Origin of the sequence: Lentzea atacamensis, from assembly GCF_003269295.1 — a bacterium.
GTDB classification, from domain to species: domain Bacteria; phylum Actinomycetota; class Actinomycetes; order Mycobacteriales; family Pseudonocardiaceae; genus Lentzea; species Lentzea atacamensis.
Genome location: NZ_QLTT01000014.1, coordinates 101,053 through 120,523 on the forward strand (window position 1 = coordinate 101,053; position 19,471 = coordinate 120,523).

Here is a 19,471-nt window from a genome sequence, read left to right on the forward strand (position 1 = left end):
ATGACGATGACCACACCGCGACCCGGCGGCGAGGTGCTCCGCCACACGACACGAGGTCCAACGTGGCGGCGCCGCCCCGCGCCGCGCCTGATGGGCGTGGCCCTGGCCGCCGCACTCGCCGGCCTGCACGTGTTTCCGCTCTGGCCGCGTTCGAAGACTCCGTGCCTGCACGGAAAACGCCGCTGCCAGGGCACCGGGGTGTGTGCCCAGGGCCACCTCGGATGGGAGCAGCGCGCCACGACCGACCCGGACCTCATCCGCTACTGGTGGAGCGCCTCACCGACGTCCAACGTCGGCATCGCCTGCGGCCCCAGCAACCTGTACGTGCTTGACCTCGACGACGCCCATGGCGAGCAGGCCCCACCGGAGTGGGCCGGTGCCCGGCACGGCAGCGACGTCCTGGCCCGTCTCGCCGAACTAGCCGGGCAGCCGTACCCGGACGACACCTACACCGTCGTGAGCCCCAGCCCGTCGACGCATCTCTACTTCGCGGTGGACGAGGACTGCCCGTTGCGCAACACCGCCGGACGCGCCGGGTGGCGCATCGACAGCCGCGGCGCCGGCGGGTTCGTCGTCGCCGCCGGGTCGATGCGCCGCGACGGCCTCTACACCGTCGCCCGCCGCGCGCCGATCGCACCGCTGCCGCAGTGGGTGGTCCCGCTCTTCACCCCGCCTTCGCGTCCAGAGCCCGAGCTGATCGTGTTCGGCGACGTGCGCCCGTTGGCAGACGCCCGCCGCCAGGCCTACCTCGACACGGTCGCCGGCAAAGTCGCGAACGCCTTGCCGGGCACCGCCCACAACACCCTGGTCAGCGCCGCCTACACACTCGGCCGCCTGGTCGGCGGCGGCGAGTTCACCGACGACGAGGCGCGATCCGCACTTCACATCGCCGCCCAGCAGCGACGAGTTCCGGCGCTGGAGGCCGACGCCGCCATCAGCGACGGCCTGGAAGCCGGCCGCCGATCACCGCGGCGGCTGGAAGACCGCGCAGCCTGATCGTCGCTGCCGTGGGCACCTGCTTCCAGCAGAGCAGCTCATCACCTACGCCGAGCGAGGGCACACAGCCAGATTTCCCGCACGCGGGGGAAAGCCGAGCCACGCCATGATCACAGCCCGCCACCTGATGGGCACCGTCGCGCACGATGCCCATCCGACGGTGCACCTTGCGTTTCCTAGCGGGGCCCTGCACTGCAACTGGTCCCGCACTCTGGCCGACATCATCGGCGAGTTCGTCGACTACGGCGTCGAACCGCTGATCGCCGCGCTACTGCACGCCGAGATCGAACCCGGCCGGTTGTGCAGGCGATGCGTCACCAATCCCGAGTTCCACCATCGCCATGCCGATGACTGGACCCGCCGCCTGCCCAAGCCGCGGCGCGTGCAGATCTCCCGGCCCCGCGATCTCGCACCCGAGGCACAGCCCGTGCTCGACACGTTGATGTACGACGGGATCGCGCTGCCGGTCGCGGACGGCGCGGTGGTCATCGACGTCGAGCAGGCCGCGGAATCCCTGCGGCCTGTCCTGGACACGCCGGTCGGCACCGGCGGTGATCGCAAGCTGGGGGCTCTGGCGCTGCTGGGGGTGCTCAACCGCAACGGCGTCACCCCAGAGCCAGCACATCTTCCGGTGCCCGGCGTTACCGGTCCTGACGTACCGGAATCGGGCGCTGTGCGCGGAGGACGCCGCGCAATCACCGGTCGTGCCGAGTGACGGACGTGGCGGGCGGACGAGCCACTGGAGTGCCGCATGCGCGGCAACACAATCTGCGGAAGGACAAGACATGGCAACGGTGAGCTTCAAGGCGAAGGCCAGTGACGTCTTCTCCGTAGACCGCGAGTTCATGTACCGCCAGGTGAAGGTGCCGATCATCGGCACGCGTCACTGCGACATGGCCGCCTTTCGTAGCCACCCGAAGTTCCACGGGCTCGCCAACAGCTCGCTGTTCCCCGGCGCGCTCAAGGGCGCCTTGAAGGGCATGGGTGTGATCGTCGGCGGCCATCTCCGGCTGGACAACCTGCCGCCCGGAGTTGAGGTAGACGACACCGGTTTCCTGGCCGTGGTCACGATCGAGATCGGCCCCGACGCTGACTGGCGGGTGCACCGCAGGAGCGGCGAATGATGACAAGCCCGACGTCCGAGCAGACCGCCGCCGGCCACGTCACGCGCAACACCGCGGTCGCCGTCACATTCGCCCCCCGCTACCCCAGCGACCAGTATCCGTGGACGACCGCACGCGGCACCCGCTTCGCCAACCACGAGGTCACACACACGACCGGGCCCCGCCCCACCACACCCAAGGCACCACGCATCAAGGGCGGTGAAACCGTGCGATACCAGGGCAGCCTCATCGAGCACCACGGCACCACCTGGACTGCGTGGGCCCAACCCGGCTTCCCCGGCCGTCTGCAGCTGCGCTCAGCGGACGGCAAAGTCATGTGCAACGTGCGTCCTGCCAGCGTGGTCGTCATCTGACCGCATCTGGGCCGAAAGCGCTCCGGAGTGGCCGCCCCGCCGTGCTGGTGGGGCGCCGCACTCTGCCCCGGCCCCGCCCCGGGGTCAAGCCACGGAAAAACACCGCGGCTTGACCCCGGACCGCGCCCGGCGCGACCCGAGTGCACCCCACCAGCACGGCGGGGCAGCGGGAAATCGAACAACTCCCGCTCAGCACCACACGGGAGAACCTCGTTGCCTGTATGCGGAAACCGAGCCCGTCACGCCGAAGGCACCCCGGTCACGCACGCCAGCATCGCCGCGATCCGCGCCTGCTTCCTCGAGGAGGAGGTGTGGCCCTGCAGCTGGCTCGTCGAACTCACGAACCCCGAGGACGGCGAAAGCACCTACGTCGAGTGCGGCGGCGTGACCTGGTACCTGCCCGGCAACCGCGGCTACGCCTGCGAGAACGGCCACGACCACATCTACGACCAGGTGCGGGCCGACGAACGCTGGGACTACGCAGCCGATCCCGAGGAAGCCGGGCTGCTCGCCGGTCGCGGCGTGCGACCGGTCGCGATGGACGGCGGGCCCATCGACGTCGACCCCGGCGCCTTCCGCTACGCAGCCGGCCTGCCGGGCTGACCTCACTGCCTCGCCCCCGTCCGGCACGCACTTCGTGCCGGACGGGGGCGTCCTCATGCGCGCGCGAATCTCTCGTCTGCAGAACGGATTTCCGTCATGATCACCGTCAAAACAGTGGCTCTGCACGGGCTGACCGGTCACATGATCAGGCTGATTGCAACCGCGGCCCCCGGCGAGGAGCGCATCACCTTCACCGGCGACGGCGACCCGACCACCCTGCTCCTGCGTGTGCTCGCGGCGCTGGACGGCGCCGGTGAACGAGACCGACACCACCAGGTCGAAGTACGTCTCGACCCGGTGACCGCGCAATGGCCGGACGCCGCGGCGGTCGCGGTCGCGATGCTGGCGGCCGCCAACGATGTTCCCGCAGAACGCCTCGCGGGCAGCGCCGTGCTCGGTGAGGTCGGTCTGGACGGCGGTCTGCGTCCTACGCGTGGAACCGTGTCGGCTGTGCAGGCGGCCCGTGCACACGGGATCCGCAGGGTCATCGTGCCCGCGGCCGCCGCCCGCGAGGCCCTCCTGATCGACGGAGCCGAGGTTCTTGCTGGGCGTGGCTTGTCCGACGTTGCCGCCTGGCTCCGGGGCGACGACGACGCTCTCAGCACCCGGCGCCCGGCGGCCAGCGACCTCACAGATCACCTACGCTCGCCGGCCCGTCCGGTTTCGGCGGAAGCACGGGAGATCGCGAAGGTCGCCGCCACCGGCGGGCACCACCTCTTGATCGACGGCGCCGACAATGCGGCCACCGGGCTGGTGGCCCAATGGCTTCACCAACTCCTGCCCGACCTCACCCCGGCACAGCAACTCGACGTCGCCGTGGTGCGCTCGCTGACCGGGCCGCACCTCGGAGGTGTCCGCCTGTCGCGCACGCCGCCGATGGTCAACCTGCATCCCAGCAGGCTGCTCGCCGCGCTGATCGGCGGCACGGCGCCCGGCGCGGGCAGCGAAGCGCACCACGGCCTGCTGGTCGCCCGAGAACTCGGCGACTTCTCGGGCGCGGAGCTGGACGCGCTGCGTTCGATGATGTGCCGGCGCGAGGTGTCCATCGCCCGCGGTGGTCGTGTGACGCGCTACCCGGCGGGGTTTCAGCTGCTCGCGACGCACACCGCCAGAGCGTCGCGGCTCGCGCCGGTTCTGGTCGACGCCTTCGACATGGCGCACTCGCTGAGCACGTGCGTCGCCGAGCCAACCGATCGAGAGCAGGAAATGCGCCTTCTCGCGCAGGAGCGGGCGGCGGTCTGCGCGGCACGGGCTCGCTCGGTGGGCCGTTGGCGTGGCCGCACCGGCGCGACTGGTGCGGCTGGAGGCGAGCTCAACGCCACGGTGCCAGCCGAGGTGTTGCACGCCGTCCCGCTGCCCGCCGCGACCACCGCCTCTGTACAGGACGCGCAGCAGCGCGGCGTGCTGTCCGTTCGAGGTGGGGACGCCGTACTGCGTCTCGCGTGGACGCTGGCCGACCTCGCCGGCGCCGACGTGCCTTCGGACCGCCACGTCCGCCAGGCGCTGTCGCTGCGCAACGGCCTCGGCGTACGCCGGGATTCCGCGTCGTGCGGTGTCCCGGCGTGACAAGTGGTTCTGTTGCTAGGAAAAGAGGATCTGTGGACGCCGAGTCGGAAGCCAGGGAGGCCGTGCGGGTCTACCGCAGGGTCGAGGTCTACGTCCGCAACGCTATTCGTCAAGGCATGGTTCTTGGCTCCAAAGCGGACTGGGAGCAGTTCGGCGGCGCAGGCTTCACGCAGACGTTCGAGGACCTCGACGAGGCCCTGCGATTCGCCGAGGAGCACAGGCTGTTCTTCAACAACTGCATCGTGGAGGTCTCCTACGTCACCGGCTACGAGGTCGAGCCGACGACGGTTCCCGCCTCCCCATGCCCCTGGGACGTCACGATGGTGCCCGCAGAGCGGACGCTCTCGGTGTGGCGGGACGTTCCCGGCTGGGAAAGCGGTGAACCTGATCGTCGCCGCTACGAACATGTTCACCGGCTCGACGGGGGCACCTACCGGTGAGCGGTCCACACAGGAGCGGGCTGCGCGACCGTCGCGCCGTCTGCGCGCTGGTCACCGCGGCGGCGGTTGCCGCCCTGTGTGCGTGCGTCTACGTCACCCGCCAGGTCCACGCGAACCAGCAGGACGTCACCTGCACGATCACCGGCAAGAGCCTGGGATCCGGCAAACGCCGGCACCGTGAGCGCCGGGTGCACACCGTGCAGTGCGGCACGCTGGCGAACGAAACCTCGTTGTGGTTCTGGAAGAACAGCCGCGATGTGCGCGATGTCGACGAGGAGTTGCGCCCCGGCTCCACCGTCGTCGTCAGGATCGCGGGTCAGCGTCTCGACGCTGTCGACCGCTACCCGAACATCATCCGCGTCGTCGGCCCCGCCAGCTGATCCGCACGGCCATTGGCCCTCTCGTTCACCACGCGCCGCGTCGATGCGAACAACGTGGTGGTTGCTGTGCGGGGGGAAGGGGCAAGCGGGTTCGGACCGGGGGCTGTCGATCTGCTCTGAGCAAATCAGAACGCTCCAGGTCCGTGTCAAGGAGCCCGGCCCGAAAAGCGCGGGCCGAACTCCTTGACACCCCCTTCGGGGCCTTCCACGCCCTGATCTGCCTGCCGCAGATCGGCAGCCCCCTCGGGCCGAACCCACTCGATGAAATTGCCATCGGGGTGGGTGAGGAGGAGGCGGGGTTGTCGGTGACCTGATCACCGATCTGCAAGGGAGTTCTCGCCATGGCTGGAGAGACCACCATCACCGTCGTCGGCAACCTGACCGCCGACCCCGAGCTCCGCTTCACCCAGTCCGGCGCGGCCGTCGCCAGCTTCACCATCGCCTCCACCCCGCGCAACTTCGACCGTCAGTCCGGCGAGTGGAAGGACGGCGACACGCTGTTCCTGCGCTGCAACGTGTGGCGGCAGGTGGCGGAGAACGTCGCCGAGTCGCTGACCAAGGGCACCCGCGTTCTCGTCGAGGGACGGCTCAAGCAGCGTTCGTTCGAGAACAAGGAAGGCCAGAAGGTCACCGTCGTCGAGCTGGATGTCGACGAGATCGGCCCGTCGCTGCGGTACGCGACCGCGAAGGTCAACAAGGTCAGCCGCAACGGCGGCCAGGGTGGTGGCTTCGGCGGCCAGCAGCCGCAAGGTGGCGGCGCGCCCGCCGACGACCCGTGGGGCGCGGCCCCGGCCAACGCCGGCTCCGGCGAGCCCCCGTTCTGATCCACACCCCGGTCGTGGCCCCTCACCTCAGCACCACGGTGAGGGGCCACCACCCGTGCGCTCGTTCCGCTCTCCTGCCAGTTCACCGAGTTGGAGGACTTACCCGTCATGTCGTCCGTTCTGGTCGAGACCTTCGAAACGCCGGCCGCGCAAGCCGGTGGCACCCCGTGGTCCATCGCCATCAACGAGTTCGCCGACAACGCTGCGCGTTTCATGTTCGGGGACGGCATCTACTACCAGGGCCCCGACCTGAAAGGCACCGCGCTTCGGTACCGCCGGCAGTTCGTGCGGTGGCACGGTGCCGCGGGTAGTCGCTACGGCGGTGACTGGGTGGCGCCTGGCCGAACTGTCGTCGAGGTTCCGGGAAGGAAGTGGGCCGTCAAGCGTCCGGAGGACTGCACGGCCGCCGACCGCCGCAGCGCCTGGTTCTACGCCGACGGCCGGCAGATGACCGAGGACGAGGCCGCGGACCTGTCGTCGCCGGAGCCCGTCGTGCTGCTGTGCCTGAACTGCGGGCTCGACGGCACCTGATCCAGCAAGCAAGTTCACCTGCCAGACCTTCTGTCCGAGCTGAGGCGCGTGCCCCCTCGCAGTGGCACAGCTGCCCGCTCACCTCGGCCAGGCGCGCGCCGTCACCCCCCGGCGTCGCGCCTGGCCGAGACCCCGTCCACTCGTGCGCCATCGGTTGTCCACACACCCCAGCTCGGTGTGTGAACAGCCGTAACCGCGCTGAGCAGCGATGTCGTTGTCGAACCTTGGCCGAGAGGGTTGTCATGAGCAAGCAGCACAAGAACGTGGTGTGTCTGGCGCAGCGCCGCGCGGCGGCCGACGCCAAGACCGACGCGCGTGCGCGCTACGAGCGCTGGTCGGCGACGATCGACCTGTGGCGCCAGGGCTACCTCCGCACCACGCGCGAACGTGCCCGCCTCGGCGACGCGACGGTGGCCCCGCAGTACTGGCACTTCCTGCCGCAGAACGTGCGCACCCACCTGGAACGCTCGGGCCAGTTGGAGGAGGAGGTGCCCGGCTTGAGCATGTCGGAGTGGCTGGCCTGGGACCGCCGGTACAGGGCCGATGTCACCGCCTCGGGCGTCTACGAACAGAACATTCGTCGCACGCTGCGCTCGATGCGGCTGGCCCGGCAGACCAACGGCGGCGGCCATGGTGCTGTGGCGGCAGCAGCCTGATCGGGCAAGCAGCCGGTCGCACCACGCACTTCTGCCCAGTGGAGCTCACGCTGTCCGACCGCGCGCCTGCCCGCGTCGACTCGGTCGCAGCACCTGCGAGCTCGTCCTCACCCACATCCCCGGGTTGTCCGCACGACTCGGACAACCGGCATCGAGTTGCGCATCGCGTAGTCCTTCCGCGCCCTTGGAGAGGTTGTCCCATGAACAAGCGGCACAACAACGTCGTGAGCCTGGCGCAGCGCCGCGCGGCCGCCGGGGTCAAGCACGCCGCCCGGTCACGTTACGAGCGCCTGGCGGCGAACTTCGACCGTCACGGCCCAGACGCGTTGCGTACCAAGGTGGAACGGCCGGGGACGGAGCGGCACAGCATCGTCCTGCAGGAGCTCGACGGCAAGTTCGTCGCGTCGTGCGCGTGCGGCGAGTGGCGAAGCAAGCCGATGGGCGCGCCCTACGCCAAGGGCGCCCACACGCGGCACGTCAAAGCGGCCATGCAGACCGGGGCTGTCACGCCAGCCGCCTGAGCCGCCCACGTCACTGCCCCACCGTGGATCGGTTGGGCACCGCGAACACCCGCAGGACCGGCAGTCGAAGCCCTGAGGGCGAGGCGAGCCGACGCCCTGGCCGAGGCGCTCCCCGGTCCTGCGGGCCCTTCACCGCCTCCACCTACCTGCCGCTGCGCGGAGGCGTCGAGTCTTCCTGGCTGAGCTGAGGCGCGCGTCGCCACCACCCGACGCTGCTGCCCGCTCATCCCTCGGCCGGGCACCCGCCTACCCCCATCGGGTCCGCCCGGCCGAGGGCGACTTCTCGACGTCGGGCTCGATACCGAGCCCCCGGGCCGCGACCGGCAAGCCGCCGCCCGTCTGCAGAAAGGTTCCGTCGTGCCTGTTGGCACCTACGCCCCTGGAACGGACCACTTCGATCTCGCCGTGGACTACGGCGGTCTGACCTACAGCATGTTCTTCGGCACCGACACGAACCACACGCCGTTGCCCACCGAGCCGCCGCCCAAGGGCACCGTGTGCCTGTGCCCGTCGTGCCAGAGCGAAGGCTGGTACGCGCAGTCCCCGGTGTGCAGGTTCTGGCGGGCACACTGCGAGGACTGCGACGGCACCCGGTCCTCTCGGGAGTTCGACCGCGGCCGCCCGGCCCGCACGGTGGCCTGCCAGCGCTGCGCCGAGGAGTGGACCGCGGCGGTGAACGAGTTCCGCCGTGTGCTGCGCAACCCGGCAGCGGCCGCGCGGCAGTTGCGCGCGCAGGCCCTCACCCACCGGGCGCTGGCGGTGACCAGGTGAGCCGGTCCGAACTGCGCGCACGACAGCCGTCCAGACATCCCCAGAGTTCCGGTTTCCGCCGTTCGCGCAGGCCAGGTGTCCTACCCTTCGACGACATGAGGTTCTCCTCGTTCGTCGCCTTCCTCCGGTTCATCGGCGCCTTCGGCGCCGGCGCCTACTTCGGTGCCGCAGCCGCGGGACTGGTCGCCGTGGTGACCGGCAGGGTGTTCGCGCCCGGCAGCACGTGGGTGGCCGCGCTCCCGTTCCTGGTCATTCTCGGCGCAGTGCTCACCGCTGGGGCTGCCTGGCTCACGCGGTTGTGGCTGCTGCCCAAGCTCCGGCGTCGGCGGAAGCGCTGGGGTGCCGCGGCCGGGGTCGTTCTCACGCCGCTGGCCGTCGCGTTCGGGGAGCTGGGCGACCTGGCGCCGCTCGGCGTGGTGCTCGTGCTGATCGGTGCGGTGACCACGGCCGTGTTGTGGGTGCGCTGGTTCCGTGCCCGGCTGTACGCCGCAGCTGCTCGCTGACCCGGCGCGGTGCGGATCCCCTCTGCAGCTACACCACGGGGCGGACCGATCCGGTCCGCCCCGTGGTGCAGGTGCGTTATGCGCTGAACGCGTCGGCCGCTGCGCCGTCGTCTCGCGCCGTGGCCTCAGATCGGCCGTCAGCAGCACCTGGCGTGCTCTTCGTGCTGGTCTCCTGCGGCTGTGCGGCCTCGGCGCCGTCGGTGGTGGCCGGTGTTTGTTGTGCGGGCTGGTCCTCGGCCGCGGCTTTCCGTCCGATCGTGATCAGGTGCCGCGCTCGTCTCTCTGGCACGCCCAGCAGTTCGGCGACCTGCTCGACCGTCCGGTCCGACTCGTGGATGGCCAGCGCCGCCCGGCCCTTCACCACGTCCTGCACCGCCGAGTCCCGCTGGAACTGCTCGTGCAGCGCCGCGATGGCACGCTCGTGCGGCGCGATCCTCCGATCGCGCTCCGCCTCCGCCGCGGTGATCCGATCGTCCGCCTCGACGAACATCGCCAACGCCTCGTCGACGCGCTCCTCCTTGAGCCGCTGCTCGGCCAGCTGTGCGCTGTTGCGCTTGCGCAACTCCTCAAGCCTGCGGCTGACGCGGGTCGACCGGCGTACGCGCTGTTTCGGCTCGGCCATGCTGTCCTGCCTCCCCCGGTGGCCTGTGCGTCCGTTGCTCCCCTGCTCGGCGACGTTACGCAGAGGACCGCGGATCTGGCCTTCGCTGGCGGCAAGAACGTGCAAAAGACGGCCGAGGGCGGGGCTCGTTCCGCAGGCGCGCCGTGGCCGAGAACGCAAAAGGCGTGTCCGGCCCGAGGGCTAGACACGCCTTTGTGTGCCGACCGCACAAGCCCCGAGGGGCCTACCGCCGCTCGCGCAGCGGCTCCGCCAAGAATGCGATGACACGGGTGCCGGCGCGATGGGATCACTAGGAAACCCGACCGGCGTCCACAGTGTAGCGGCTCACGCGTCCGGGCGGCACCGCCGCTGAGGGGACAGGCGCGGCGCTCCGGAGGCCGGGCTCGCGTGCCTCGGGGACGCCGGAGCCTGCCGCACCAGTGGTGTGGGTGTCCAGCAAACCGCGCTGGACACCCACACCACCGCCGCGGCACCTGCGCTGCGCCCCCGGACCACGGGGGCACCGGGCCCGCCGGGTCCGGCCGCGCCACGCCAGGAGGGCACTGGCCATGCAGTCCCCGTTCGCTTCCACCCGCACCGCGGATTCCCCGCGCATCGAGGTCGACTACAGCCGCCGCCACGTCAAGTGGGGCCTGACCGGAGGCGACGTCTCCAACCGCTGGTTCGCGCGCACCGTGCCCTGGTTCGACCAGATCGGCGTGCTCGACTACGCCAGCAGCAACTACCCGGCCCCGCAGCGACCTACGGCGAAGACCAGCGGCCCATTCCCGGTCTACGGTGATCCGCTGATCGTGCGGCCCGACCTCGCCAGCGTCTTCTGGCGCGCGGGCAGCGTGCTGTGCGCCGCGCCGATCCGGCGTGGCCGCGTCGACTTCGACGACGCCACCCCGGTCTGGTGGCCGCGGGCTGGTGCCGACCACGACGAGCTCACCGTCATCGAGCACAACCTCGCCCAGTGCAGCGCGCTGCCCACGGTGGACCCGCCGCTGCACGTCGTGCAGGTCGACCGGTCCGGACGGTTGTCGCTGTCGTTCCTGCTCGCCGACGCCGACGGCAGTCCTGTCATCGGGCCGACCCCGCGCCACTACCAGCCGTGGATCAACCCCGAACGGCTGGAGGCCGCCGCCGAGCGCGGCGTGGCCGGTTTCGCGGCGATGTGGGAGGCCCGGCTCGGGGAGCCCAGCGAGGACGGCATCTGGCGGTTCGTCCCGCCCGCCGAGGTGCTCGACACCTTGACCGGTCTCGGGTTCACCGTCACCGGCGCGGCCGCCGAGCAGCCGGGCCTGGTCGCGGCGTTCGACGCCGCCCGAGGCAGCCAGTGGGCGACGGGCTGGTACGGCGGCACGCGCCTGCTCAGCCTGGCCCGCTTCGAACGCGGACGCTATGGCCGCGACGGGCAGTACGACGTGCACGAGCCCGGCTACCGACGCATCGCCGCCGACGAGGACGACGGCTGGTACGGCATGCTCGCTCGCGGCGACGTCGAGACCCTGCCACCCGCCCGGCAGGTCCGCATGGTGTCCGCCTTCCGGTCGGTGACGGTGCCCGCCGGCACCGTCGCGCTGCACGAGCCCGTGCTGATCAGCGGTCCGCTGCCCGTGCTCGACCACGAGGTGAACTGGTCGGCCAGCTGCCGCCGGTGCGGTGTACCGCTGAGCTCCGGGGAAGTCGGGGAGTTCGAGTTCACCCCGTACGTCCACGAGCTGAGCGCCTTCCTGCACCATCGCGGCCCGGAAGCGCTGTGGTGCCCGGCGCACCCGTCGACGGACCGCCGCAGGCCTCACGCTCCGGTCTGCCAGCCCGTCGAACGCCGCCGCCATCGGTAAGCCGAAGGGCCTGAAAGTCCACGCAGACCGTGCACCGCGGCCGCCTGGTCCCCCACTCCAGGCGGCCGCGGGCACACCCGATCACGAGCGGCCCGGCAAGGCGCGTGGCCGGCGGCCCCTGACGCGGGACAACGCCGTCCCGGCCGGCGCCCGGCGCGTCACCTTGAACAGGTGGAGTGGTCACCAGGGCCCCCCTGACCTCGATCGTCTTATGTCGTGCCAGCCGCATCAAGGCACCCAAAAAAGTTTTTGCCTCCGCTCGCTTCGCTCCCTCCGCCAAAATCTTTTTCGGGGCCCACCTTGACCCGTCTGTCACAACACAAGAGATGGCAGGGACAGGGGGAACGGAGAGGAAAGGGCAGCAAAGAGTTAAGCATAAAGGGGCTTTCGTTGTGCCCTCGCGTTTTCCGCGTGCACAAAAGCGCAGGTCAAGGCCTTATCACCGTTGGAAACATTTCGGTAAATAGATGGTCGGATGCAGCTTCAAAGCTTGCAAATGGGCCATTTCGTCGATAAGATCGTCTTGCAAGAAAGAAACACCGGGAACGCCAAGCCTGGTGAAGCGAGAAAATCACTAGTGGGGTAAATTCAATGTCTGCTATCGCTTCCGTGCCGGAAATCCTTGAGGACCTGGCCAAGCTGGTCAGCGCGGGAGAGATTCCCGCCGCCCGCAAGCTGGGTAGGACGCTGATCAAGACCGCCGACATCAACCACCTGTGGCTCATCCGCCGCGTGGCGGACGTGCTGGAGGAGAAGCGTCCGCGTACCGCCGTCGCGTTCCTCCGCCAGATGTGGCAGGAGACCCCCGACCCGATCGCACGGGCGATCATCACGGCGTGCGTGCCCAAGGACGGCGAAACGCGCCACCGCCCCGAGCCCACCCGCCGCCGCAACGACTACCAGCCCCCGCAGCCCGTCACCCGCAGGCGTGACGCGATGGCCAAGCGCGCCCGCAGCCGCCAGCAGCAGGCCGACGCCGCCGACTTTGCCCGCTACCGCGACGACAGCGCCGGGGTAGCCGACGGCGAACAGCTCATGGACCGTGACGACCGCCGCAAGGCCGAAGAGGTCTACGCGTCCGGCATCGACTACGACCGTGCCGCCCTCTACCGGACCGGCCTGGAGTTCCGGTGTCTGACGTGCAACATCGAGCGCGACAAGTACGACCTTGACGCCGACCGGATGAAGGCCGGACACGGTGACGACGGACTGTGCCAGGAATGCAGGGAGAAGGGATGCACCGGCATCCCCGAGCTTCCCGCCGGACACAGCGCGGCTGACGCCGTCTACGCGCGTTGCTCGTTCATCTGGGAACGCGCCGTGACCCCCTCCGCCGCCCGGGTGTTCCTGCAAGGCGAGTGGAAGCGCGCCGTCACGCCCGCCGTGCGCGCCGCCATCGCGGACTACGCACGTGCCCACCTTCCCCAGGAGACGCCCGCCGAGGCTCCCGCCGCGTTGGGTGAGTGCGCAGGCTGCCCAGCGCAGCGTGAACCCAAGGACGTGCGTCACGTGGCCGTTGATGACGGACTGTGCGCCGAGTGCCGCGCGTGTCTGGCCGAACTCGAAGCCGAGGAAGCAGCCGCGAAGGACAACGCCGACGCGACCGCCCACCAGACCGACGAGCAGGCCGAGACCGCGCGCCCCGAGTACCGCCAGCACCGCGCCCCGTCCAAGCGCGCGGCCAAGCGCGCGAAGGGACGCCGCGCCGCCGAGCTGGAGGCCCGCAAGAAGGCCACCAAGGCCCAGCGCGACGCCGCGCGCGCCGCCAAGCGCAGCCGCTGACCGGCAACCCGCCGCCGTGGTCCGGCCGCCGCGCCGGACCACGGCCCCCGTCCTCACTCTTGAGCAGGAGCAGCAAGCATGAGCAACGTCAAGAATTCCGTTACCGGTTCTGTCGTCACCGGTGCGGTTGTCCAGGCGGAAACCGTCACCAGTGACGTGTTTGTCACCGCCCCTCCCACCCACTCCCACGCCGCCGAGGCAGACACCGAGGGAACCGGGGGTGTGCCCGCTACCGATCTCGTGTTGCAGATCGGCGGCCAGACCTTCACGTACCGCAACGGCGTTCTCGTCACGCCGGAGCATGGGAGCGACCAGCGATGAGCACCCGCCCCAGCACCGGCCGCCGCCCGCGCCCGAGCTTTGAGGAAACGCTCATGTTCGACATGCGTCGTGACCTCTCCCCCACGGCACGCCGTCTCAGGCTCGCCAAGGTTGGCGCCCGCCGCCGTGACCGCCGCGCCGCCCGCCAGCGCGGATGGGGCGAATAGCCCCGCGCCCGATCCGCGAAAAGCCCCCCCCCGGTCCCGCCGGGGGGCTTTTCGTGCGCGCGGCCGCCGCACCCCAACCATCCCGCCCGCGCCGCACCCGCCGCCCCGCTCACCTTCCGGCCCCGCGCCGTCCGGCCCGCCCAGCCTGCCGCCCCTCACCCTGCCAGCCGTCCCCGCCGGCACACAGCACCTCTTGCACTCTGAGTGCGCCACGGTTCTGAATCGTTTCCGTAAGCGCGTTTTGCACACCTTTCGCGCTCTCGCTGGACGCTCGCTGGCGAAGCCGATTGGGCTGACTGGTTGTGATCGGCGTGCGCAAGCTCTCGCCCGGTGGGTACGCGTACCTGACCGGCTCGGTGGCGTGCGCTGACCGCGGCTTGGACGCCGGCGAATCGCTGTCGGACTACTACCTGGCGCACGGATATCCACAGGGCCAGTGGTTCGGCCGCGGCGCGGCCGCACTCGGCGTGTCCGGCGAAGTCACCGCCGCGCAGATGAACGCCCTGTTCGGCGAGGGCCGGCACCCCGACGCCGACCGCATCCAGGCAGAGATGATCGCCGCCGGGCACACCGAGGCCGAAGCGCTGGCCGCGACCAAACTCGGCTACCGGTTCGCGCAGTTCGACGGCCTGGACGAGCTCCGGGGCCGGGTGATCGAGGCCTATAAGCAGCACAACCTCGACCACAACCTGCCGCCCGGCGCCCCGATCGACGACGCCACCCGCGCCGGAATCCGCAGGCTGGTCCAGGCCCAGGTCTACGCCGAGAAGCACGACGGTCAGCAGCCCTCCGAGGAGGAGCTGACCAAGTGGCTGGCCGAGCAGAAGAAGTCCATGAAGTCCGCGACATCGGGCTTCGAGCTGGTGTTCGCGCCCCCGAAGTCCGTCAGCGTCACGTGGGCGCTGGGCGATGAGGAGACCCGCGAGCTGGTCGTGAGCCTGCACCGCCAGGCCGTGCTCGACACCCTGACCTACCTGGAGAACACCGTCGCCTACACCCGCAAGGGCGCTGGCGGCTACACCCAGCACGACGTGCAGGGCATCACCGCGGCGATCTTCGAGCACTGGGACAGCCGCTCCGCCGACCCGCACCTGCACACCCACGTGCCGATCAGCACCAAGGTCCAAGGCCCGGACGGGCGCTGGACGTCGCTGGACGGGCGCACCATCCTCGCCGCCGCGGTGACCATGAGCGAGTTCTACAACTCTCGCATCCGTGACTTGTTCCGCGAGCACGGCGCGACCTGGAACGAAAAGCCCTCCGGCGGCATCGACCTCAAGCGGCCGACCTGGGAACTCGACGGCGTGCCCACCGAGCTGCTGGCGGGATTCAGCCAGCGCGCCGCCCAGGTCGAGCAGGAACGCGCCCGTCAGATCGTCGAGTTCCGCCGCCACCACGGCCGCGAGCCCACCCCCAAGGAGATCCTGGAGATCTCCAAACGCGCCCAGTACGGCACCCGCGAGGCCAAGCAGGCACCCCGATCACTCGCCGATCACCTGCGCCGCTGGCGCGGCCAAGCCGAGGAGATCGTCGCCCCGGAGGTCATCGACGAGCTCGGCCAGCGGGTGTTCGGCGGCCAACCCGAAGCCCACTCGGAGGTCAACGTCGGCGAGCTCGCCGAGGCGACGCTGGCCACGGTCTCGGACTACTACTGTCACTTCAACACCTGGAACATCGAGGCCGAGGCGCACCGGCAGACCGCGCACCTGCGCGTCGCCGACGGCGGTCGTGACCAGCTGATCGCCGACGTGGTGCGGGCGGTCTTGCACTCACCCGATCTCGTCTCGCTGGAAGCACCGTCGCTGGTTCCCGAGCCGGACGCGTTGCGCCGCCGCTCCGGCGAGTCGGTGTTCGTGGAGCACAACAGCCAGCGGTTCACCACCGGCCGGACCCTGCGCGAGGAGTCCGCGCTCGCCTCCTGGGGCGGCCTCACCGACGGCCGGCGGCTCGCGCGAAGCACCGTCGAGCAGGCGCTGGCCGGAGCCGGATCGCTCAACCGCGGACAACGCGCCGCCGTCGTCTCGTTCGCGACCTCGGGGCGCCGGGTGCAGCTGCTCTACGCGCCGGCCGGGGCGGGCAAGACCACCACGATGAAGGTGTACGCCAACGCGGTGCGCGCCGAAGGCGGCCGCGTGTACGCGTTCGGGCCGTCCGCGCGGGCCGCGCACGTGCTCGCCGAGGCAATCGACGCGCACCCGCACACCCTGCACCAGGTCACCACCGCGCAGCGGATCAACGTCGCGGAGGAGACGTTCCCCTTCCGCCGCGGCGACGTGCTGATCATCGACGAGGTGTCGATGGCCGGCACGCACACGCTGCACGACGTCGTCGCCTACGCGCTGCGCCGCGGCGCGGACGTGCGGCTGGTCGGCGACGACCGGCAGCTCGCCTCGGTCGAGGCAGGCGGTGCCGTGCGCTGGTTCGAGCACACCAACGGCGCCACCCGGCTCAAAGAGGTCGTGCGGTTCCACGACCCCGGCCAGCGGGCCGCCTCGCTCGCGCTGCACGAGGGCAACCCGGCCGGGCTCGACTACTACTTCGACCAGGGCTGGGTCTCCGAGGGCAGCCGGGAAACCATCCGCGACGCCGCCCACCGGGCCTGGCGCGCCGACCTGGACGCCGGCCGCCAGTCCCTGCTGATCGTCCCGACCAACGAGGACGTCACCGCGCTCAACCTCGAAGCCCGCGCGCTGCGGGTACTGCGCGGCGACGTCGACGCACGCGGCCGGGCAGTACGGCTGCACGACGGCACCACCGCCAGCACCGGCGACTGGGTCGTCACCCGCCGCAACGACCGGCTCAAGACGCTGTTCGGCGGCCGCGACTTCGTCAAGAACGGCGACACCTGGGACGTCGTCGCGGTGCGCCGCGACGGGGCGCTCAAGCTGCGCAACCAGGTCAGCAACGGCACCGTCGTGGTGCCCGCCGACTACGTCGCCGAGGAGGTCGAGCTCGCCTACGCGGCGACGGTCAACCGCGTCCAGGGCATGACCAGCAGGGGCTCCGCGCACGCGATCGCCACCCAGGGCATCTCCCGCGAGCAGCTCTACACGCTGATCACCCGCGCCGTGCAGGACAACCAGGTCTATGTCGAGACCGTGCAGCACACCATCGACTCCCACCAGGAGACCCCGCTCGAGCTGACCGCGCGCGGCGTGCTGGAGGCCGCGCTGGCCCGCTCCTCGGCGGAAACCTCGGCCAACGAGGAACTCCGCGACGCCCTGGCTGCCGCCGAGTCGCTGCGCACCCTGGTCGGGCGGCACGACTACGTCGCCACGCTCGGCGTCGACGAACAGGTCGACGAGGTGCTCACCCAGCACGTCCCCGAGTTGCACGAACAGCCCGCCGCGCCCGCGTTGCGGCAGACGCTGCGCACCGCCGAAACCCTGGGATGGCAGGCCGAACACCTCGTTGTGGCCGCCGTGGCCAGCGGCCCGCTCGACGGCGACGGCGTCGACGACCCCGCAGCGGTTCTGCAGTGGCGCATCGAGCAACGCACCCTGGACGACGACCCGCCCGCACGCATCGCCGGCCCCACCCTCACGGCCATCAACCAGTGGCGCAGCATCATCGAGCACCACCAGGCCACCGCCGCGGTCGAGACGACAGCCTGGGAGCCGGTGTGGAAGAGGGCGGCCGCGGCCGCCGCCGAGGGCCTGGACGCCGACGCCGCGATCACCGACGCGGCCCGCTGGCTCGCTGGGCGTCCCACGAACGATCCCATGCCCGACCACCAGTTCGCCGCCGACGCCGTCGACGCCGCGCTGCGCCAGCAACGCGACCAGGGCGGCGGATGGCAGCCCGCACTGCCATGGCTCGCGCATCCGAACTATCACGAGCTCGGCGAGCAGCCCGAGCTGCTGGACTTCCTGCAGCAGCTCAACGACACCATCGCCGCCCGCGTCACCGAGCTGCGCACCACCGTCATTGCCGACGACCCGGCCTGGACCCGCGGGCTTGGACCACGCCCGCTCGACGACCCCGCGCTCGCCGATCAGTGGGACCACCTGGCCGGGCTCGGTGCCGCCTACCGCGATACCTACGCCATCACCACCGACGACCCCCGCTACCCGCTGGGTCGGGAACCGGAGGGGCAGGGCCTGCGCGCCCGCGCCTGGCAAGACCTCATGACCCAGTGGACGCCGCCGAGCCACGACGACGGCGCCGGCGCCGAACGGACCGCGCACGCGCACCAGGCCAGCGCGCTCGACCGGCTGCGCGAGGACCTCGACCCGGACGAGCTGCTGGCCGCGCTCGCCGACGACGAGACGGTCTCCACAACACCGCTCGAGGAACGGCTTGACGACCTGGTCCGCCGCTACGAACGCGGCACGCACGCCGCCAGCGAGCAGCACGTCGACGACCAGATCACGCACGTGCTCACCGCGCGCGCACCGTCCACGCTGGCCCGCGACGCCGAACCGGCGCTGCGCTGGCTGCTGCACCGAGCGCACGACCAGGGCTGGACCGTCGAACAGGCCGTCCCCGATGCCGACAGTCTGACCGGTCTGCACGGCGCGCGGGACCCGGCCGCAGTGCTCTACCGACTGGTCGAGCAGCGCATCCAGCGCGCCGACCCGCCCAGCGAACCGGTACGCGAACGCGGCCCGCTGCCCTGGCTCGACGCGGCCGATCCGGCGGCGCTGGCCGACCGGCCCGACCTCGCCGGGCACCTCGAACTGCTCGCCCAGGCGATCACCAACCGCGCGGAACAGCTGCGCGACGACGTGGCCGACGAGCAGCCTGAGTGGACGAAGGGCCTCGGTCCACGCCCGGTCGACCCGACGGCCGCAGCGAGGTGGGACGAGCTCGCGGGCGCGGCCGCCGCCTACCGCGAGACCTACCGCATCCGCACCACCAGCCCCGACATCCCGCTCGGCCCGCAGCCCCGCCGCGACGGCGCTCAAGCACGTGCCTGGACCAACCTCACCGAGCAATGGAGGCCCATCGTGACCACGCCAGAGGACCAGTACTCCACCAACCAGCAGCGCATCGACAGGCTGCGCGACCAGGTCATCGACCGCGCCGACGACCTCACCGAAGACGCCGAGGAGCTGGCAGCCGACCTGCGCGAGACCGCGCGCGCGGTGGAAAGCGCAGAGGAGCTGCACCGGTACGACGACGTGGAAGACGTTGGCGAGCACCACGACCTCAACTCCGGGTTGGCCTATTGATCCAGATCGGCCCGAAACGGCGCGCTGGCCCCGCACCCGGCGGTTCCCCTTGGCGCATGCTCACTGCGGCGTCCGTGCGCCCCGCAACGGCCTTACCTGCGAGCAGACAGCAGCCGCATTGGATTCGGCTTCCGGGGCGGTACGGGCAGCGCAGCCCGCAGCCTCGCACGCCTTCAGCGTGAGATGGGACAGCTGAAGCGTAGGCTCGGCTTGCCCAGCCGCAGTAGACCTTGGCGTCGTCTAGGCACAGCCGGGCGTCCGTGGCGGGATACAACGCCGCACATGATCGACATGCCACGCGGCCGGAACCA

At 70.8% G+C, this 19,471-nt stretch carries 19 protein-coding genes; 18 read left to right on the forward strand and 1 reads right to left on the reverse strand.

Features of this window, described 5'->3' with window-relative positions:
• Window positions 1–6 precede the first annotated feature (6 nt).
• The 14 genes from C8D87_RS42025 (at window position 7) to C8D87_RS42090 (ending at window position 9,268) form a co-directional block, all read left to right on the forward strand.
• Entirely contained in the window at window positions 7–996 is a 990-nt protein-coding gene (locus tag C8D87_RS42025; protein WP_170166780.1) for a bifunctional DNA primase/polymerase, read from the forward strand.
• Between the two features lie 106 nt (window positions 997–1,102).
• Window positions 1,103–1,711, forward strand: coding sequence for a hypothetical protein (locus tag C8D87_RS42030; protein WP_146772053.1), 609 nt, complete (start codon window positions 1,103–1,105; stop codon window positions 1,709–1,711).
• Between the two features lie 70 nt (window positions 1,712–1,781).
• Window positions 1,782–2,120 carry a hypothetical protein gene (locus C8D87_RS42035; RefSeq protein ID WP_112231973.1) on the forward strand — a complete coding sequence of 113 codons (339 nt, stop codon included), beginning with the start codon at window positions 1,782–1,784 and terminating at the stop codon, window positions 2,118–2,120.
• Entirely contained in the window at window positions 2,117–2,473 is a 357-nt protein-coding gene (locus C8D87_RS42040) for a hypothetical protein (RefSeq protein WP_112231974.1), read from the forward strand. Before C8D87_RS42035 ends, C8D87_RS42040 begins: the two co-directional genes overlap by 4 nt.
• A 213-nt stretch (window positions 2,474–2,686) precedes the next feature.
• The gene (locus C8D87_RS42045) at window positions 2,687–3,076 is read left to right on the forward strand and encodes a hypothetical protein (protein ID WP_146772054.1); all 390 of its coding nucleotides are present in this window, start codon (window positions 2,687–2,689) and stop codon (window positions 3,074–3,076) included.
• A 96-nt stretch (window positions 3,077–3,172) separates the two neighbouring features.
• Window positions 3,173–4,642 (forward strand): ATP-binding protein, encoded by a 1,470-nt coding sequence (locus tag C8D87_RS42050; protein ID WP_112231978.1) that lies wholly within the window; start codon window positions 3,173–3,175, stop codon window positions 4,640–4,642.
• Window positions 4,643–4,674: 32 nt separating this feature from the next.
• On the forward strand, window positions 4,675–5,082 hold the full coding sequence (locus C8D87_RS42055) for a hypothetical protein (RefSeq protein ID WP_112231980.1): 408 nt from the start codon (window positions 4,675–4,677) through the stop codon (window positions 5,080–5,082).
• Window positions 5,079–5,462, forward strand: a complete 384-nt coding sequence (locus C8D87_RS42060; protein ID WP_112231982.1) for a hypothetical protein — start codon at window positions 5,079–5,081, stop codon at window positions 5,460–5,462. The genes C8D87_RS42055 and C8D87_RS42060 overlap by 4 nt, the downstream gene beginning before the upstream one ends.
• 341 nt (window positions 5,463–5,803) lie before the next feature.
• Window positions 5,804–6,286: a single-stranded DNA-binding protein gene (locus C8D87_RS42065; protein WP_112231984.1), complete on the forward strand. Its 483-nt coding sequence runs from the start codon at window positions 5,804–5,806 to the stop codon at window positions 6,284–6,286.
• Between the two features lie 108 nt (window positions 6,287–6,394).
• The gene (locus tag C8D87_RS42070; RefSeq protein WP_112231986.1) at window positions 6,395–6,817 is read left to right on the forward strand and encodes a hypothetical protein; all 423 of its coding nucleotides are present in this window, start codon (window positions 6,395–6,397) and stop codon (window positions 6,815–6,817) included.
• 242 nt (window positions 6,818–7,059) lie between these two features.
• Complete coding sequence (locus C8D87_RS42075) at window positions 7,060–7,473, forward strand: hypothetical protein (protein WP_112231988.1); 414 nt, start codon at window positions 7,060–7,062, stop codon at window positions 7,471–7,473.
• 200 nt (window positions 7,474–7,673) lie between these two features.
• The gene (locus C8D87_RS42080) at window positions 7,674–7,994 is read left to right on the forward strand and encodes a hypothetical protein (RefSeq protein ID WP_112231990.1); all 321 of its coding nucleotides are present in this window, start codon (window positions 7,674–7,676) and stop codon (window positions 7,992–7,994) included.
• Between the two features lie 357 nt (window positions 7,995–8,351).
• On the forward strand, window positions 8,352–8,765 hold the full coding sequence (locus C8D87_RS42085) for a hypothetical protein (RefSeq protein ID WP_146772055.1): 414 nt from the start codon (window positions 8,352–8,354) through the stop codon (window positions 8,763–8,765).
• Window positions 8,766–8,860: 95 nt separating this feature from the next.
• Window positions 8,861–9,268: a hypothetical protein gene (locus C8D87_RS42090; protein WP_112231993.1), complete on the forward strand. Its 408-nt coding sequence runs from the start codon at window positions 8,861–8,863 to the stop codon at window positions 9,266–9,268.
• Window positions 9,269–9,344: 76 nt separating this feature from the next.
• Here C8D87_RS42090 and C8D87_RS42095 read toward each other — a convergent pair whose 3' ends face one another.
• A complete protein-coding gene (locus tag C8D87_RS42095) occupies window positions 9,345–9,890 on the reverse strand; it encodes a hypothetical protein (RefSeq protein WP_112231994.1) in 546 nt (181 codons plus the stop codon).
• Between the two features lie 548 nt (window positions 9,891–10,438).
• Here C8D87_RS42095 and C8D87_RS42100 point away from each other — a divergent pair.
• From C8D87_RS42100 to mobF, 4 genes are all read left to right on the forward strand, one after another.
• Window positions 10,439–11,716, forward strand: a complete 1,278-nt coding sequence (locus C8D87_RS42100; protein ID WP_112231995.1) for a hypothetical protein — start codon at window positions 10,439–10,441, stop codon at window positions 11,714–11,716.
• Between the two features lie 609 nt (window positions 11,717–12,325).
• Entirely contained in the window at window positions 12,326–13,498 is a 1,173-nt protein-coding gene (locus tag C8D87_RS42105) for a hypothetical protein (protein ID WP_112231996.1), read from the forward strand.
• 78 nt (window positions 13,499–13,576) lie between these two features.
• Window positions 13,577–13,819 carry a hypothetical protein gene (locus C8D87_RS42110; protein WP_112231997.1) on the forward strand — a complete coding sequence of 81 codons (243 nt, stop codon included), beginning with the start codon at window positions 13,577–13,579 and terminating at the stop codon, window positions 13,817–13,819.
• Between the two features lie 478 nt (window positions 13,820–14,297).
• A complete protein-coding gene (mobF, locus tag C8D87_RS42115) occupies window positions 14,298–19,160 on the forward strand; it encodes a MobF family relaxase (RefSeq protein ID WP_146772056.1) in 4,863 nt (1,620 codons plus the stop codon).
• The last annotated feature ends 311 nt before the right edge of the window (window positions 19,161–19,471 follow it).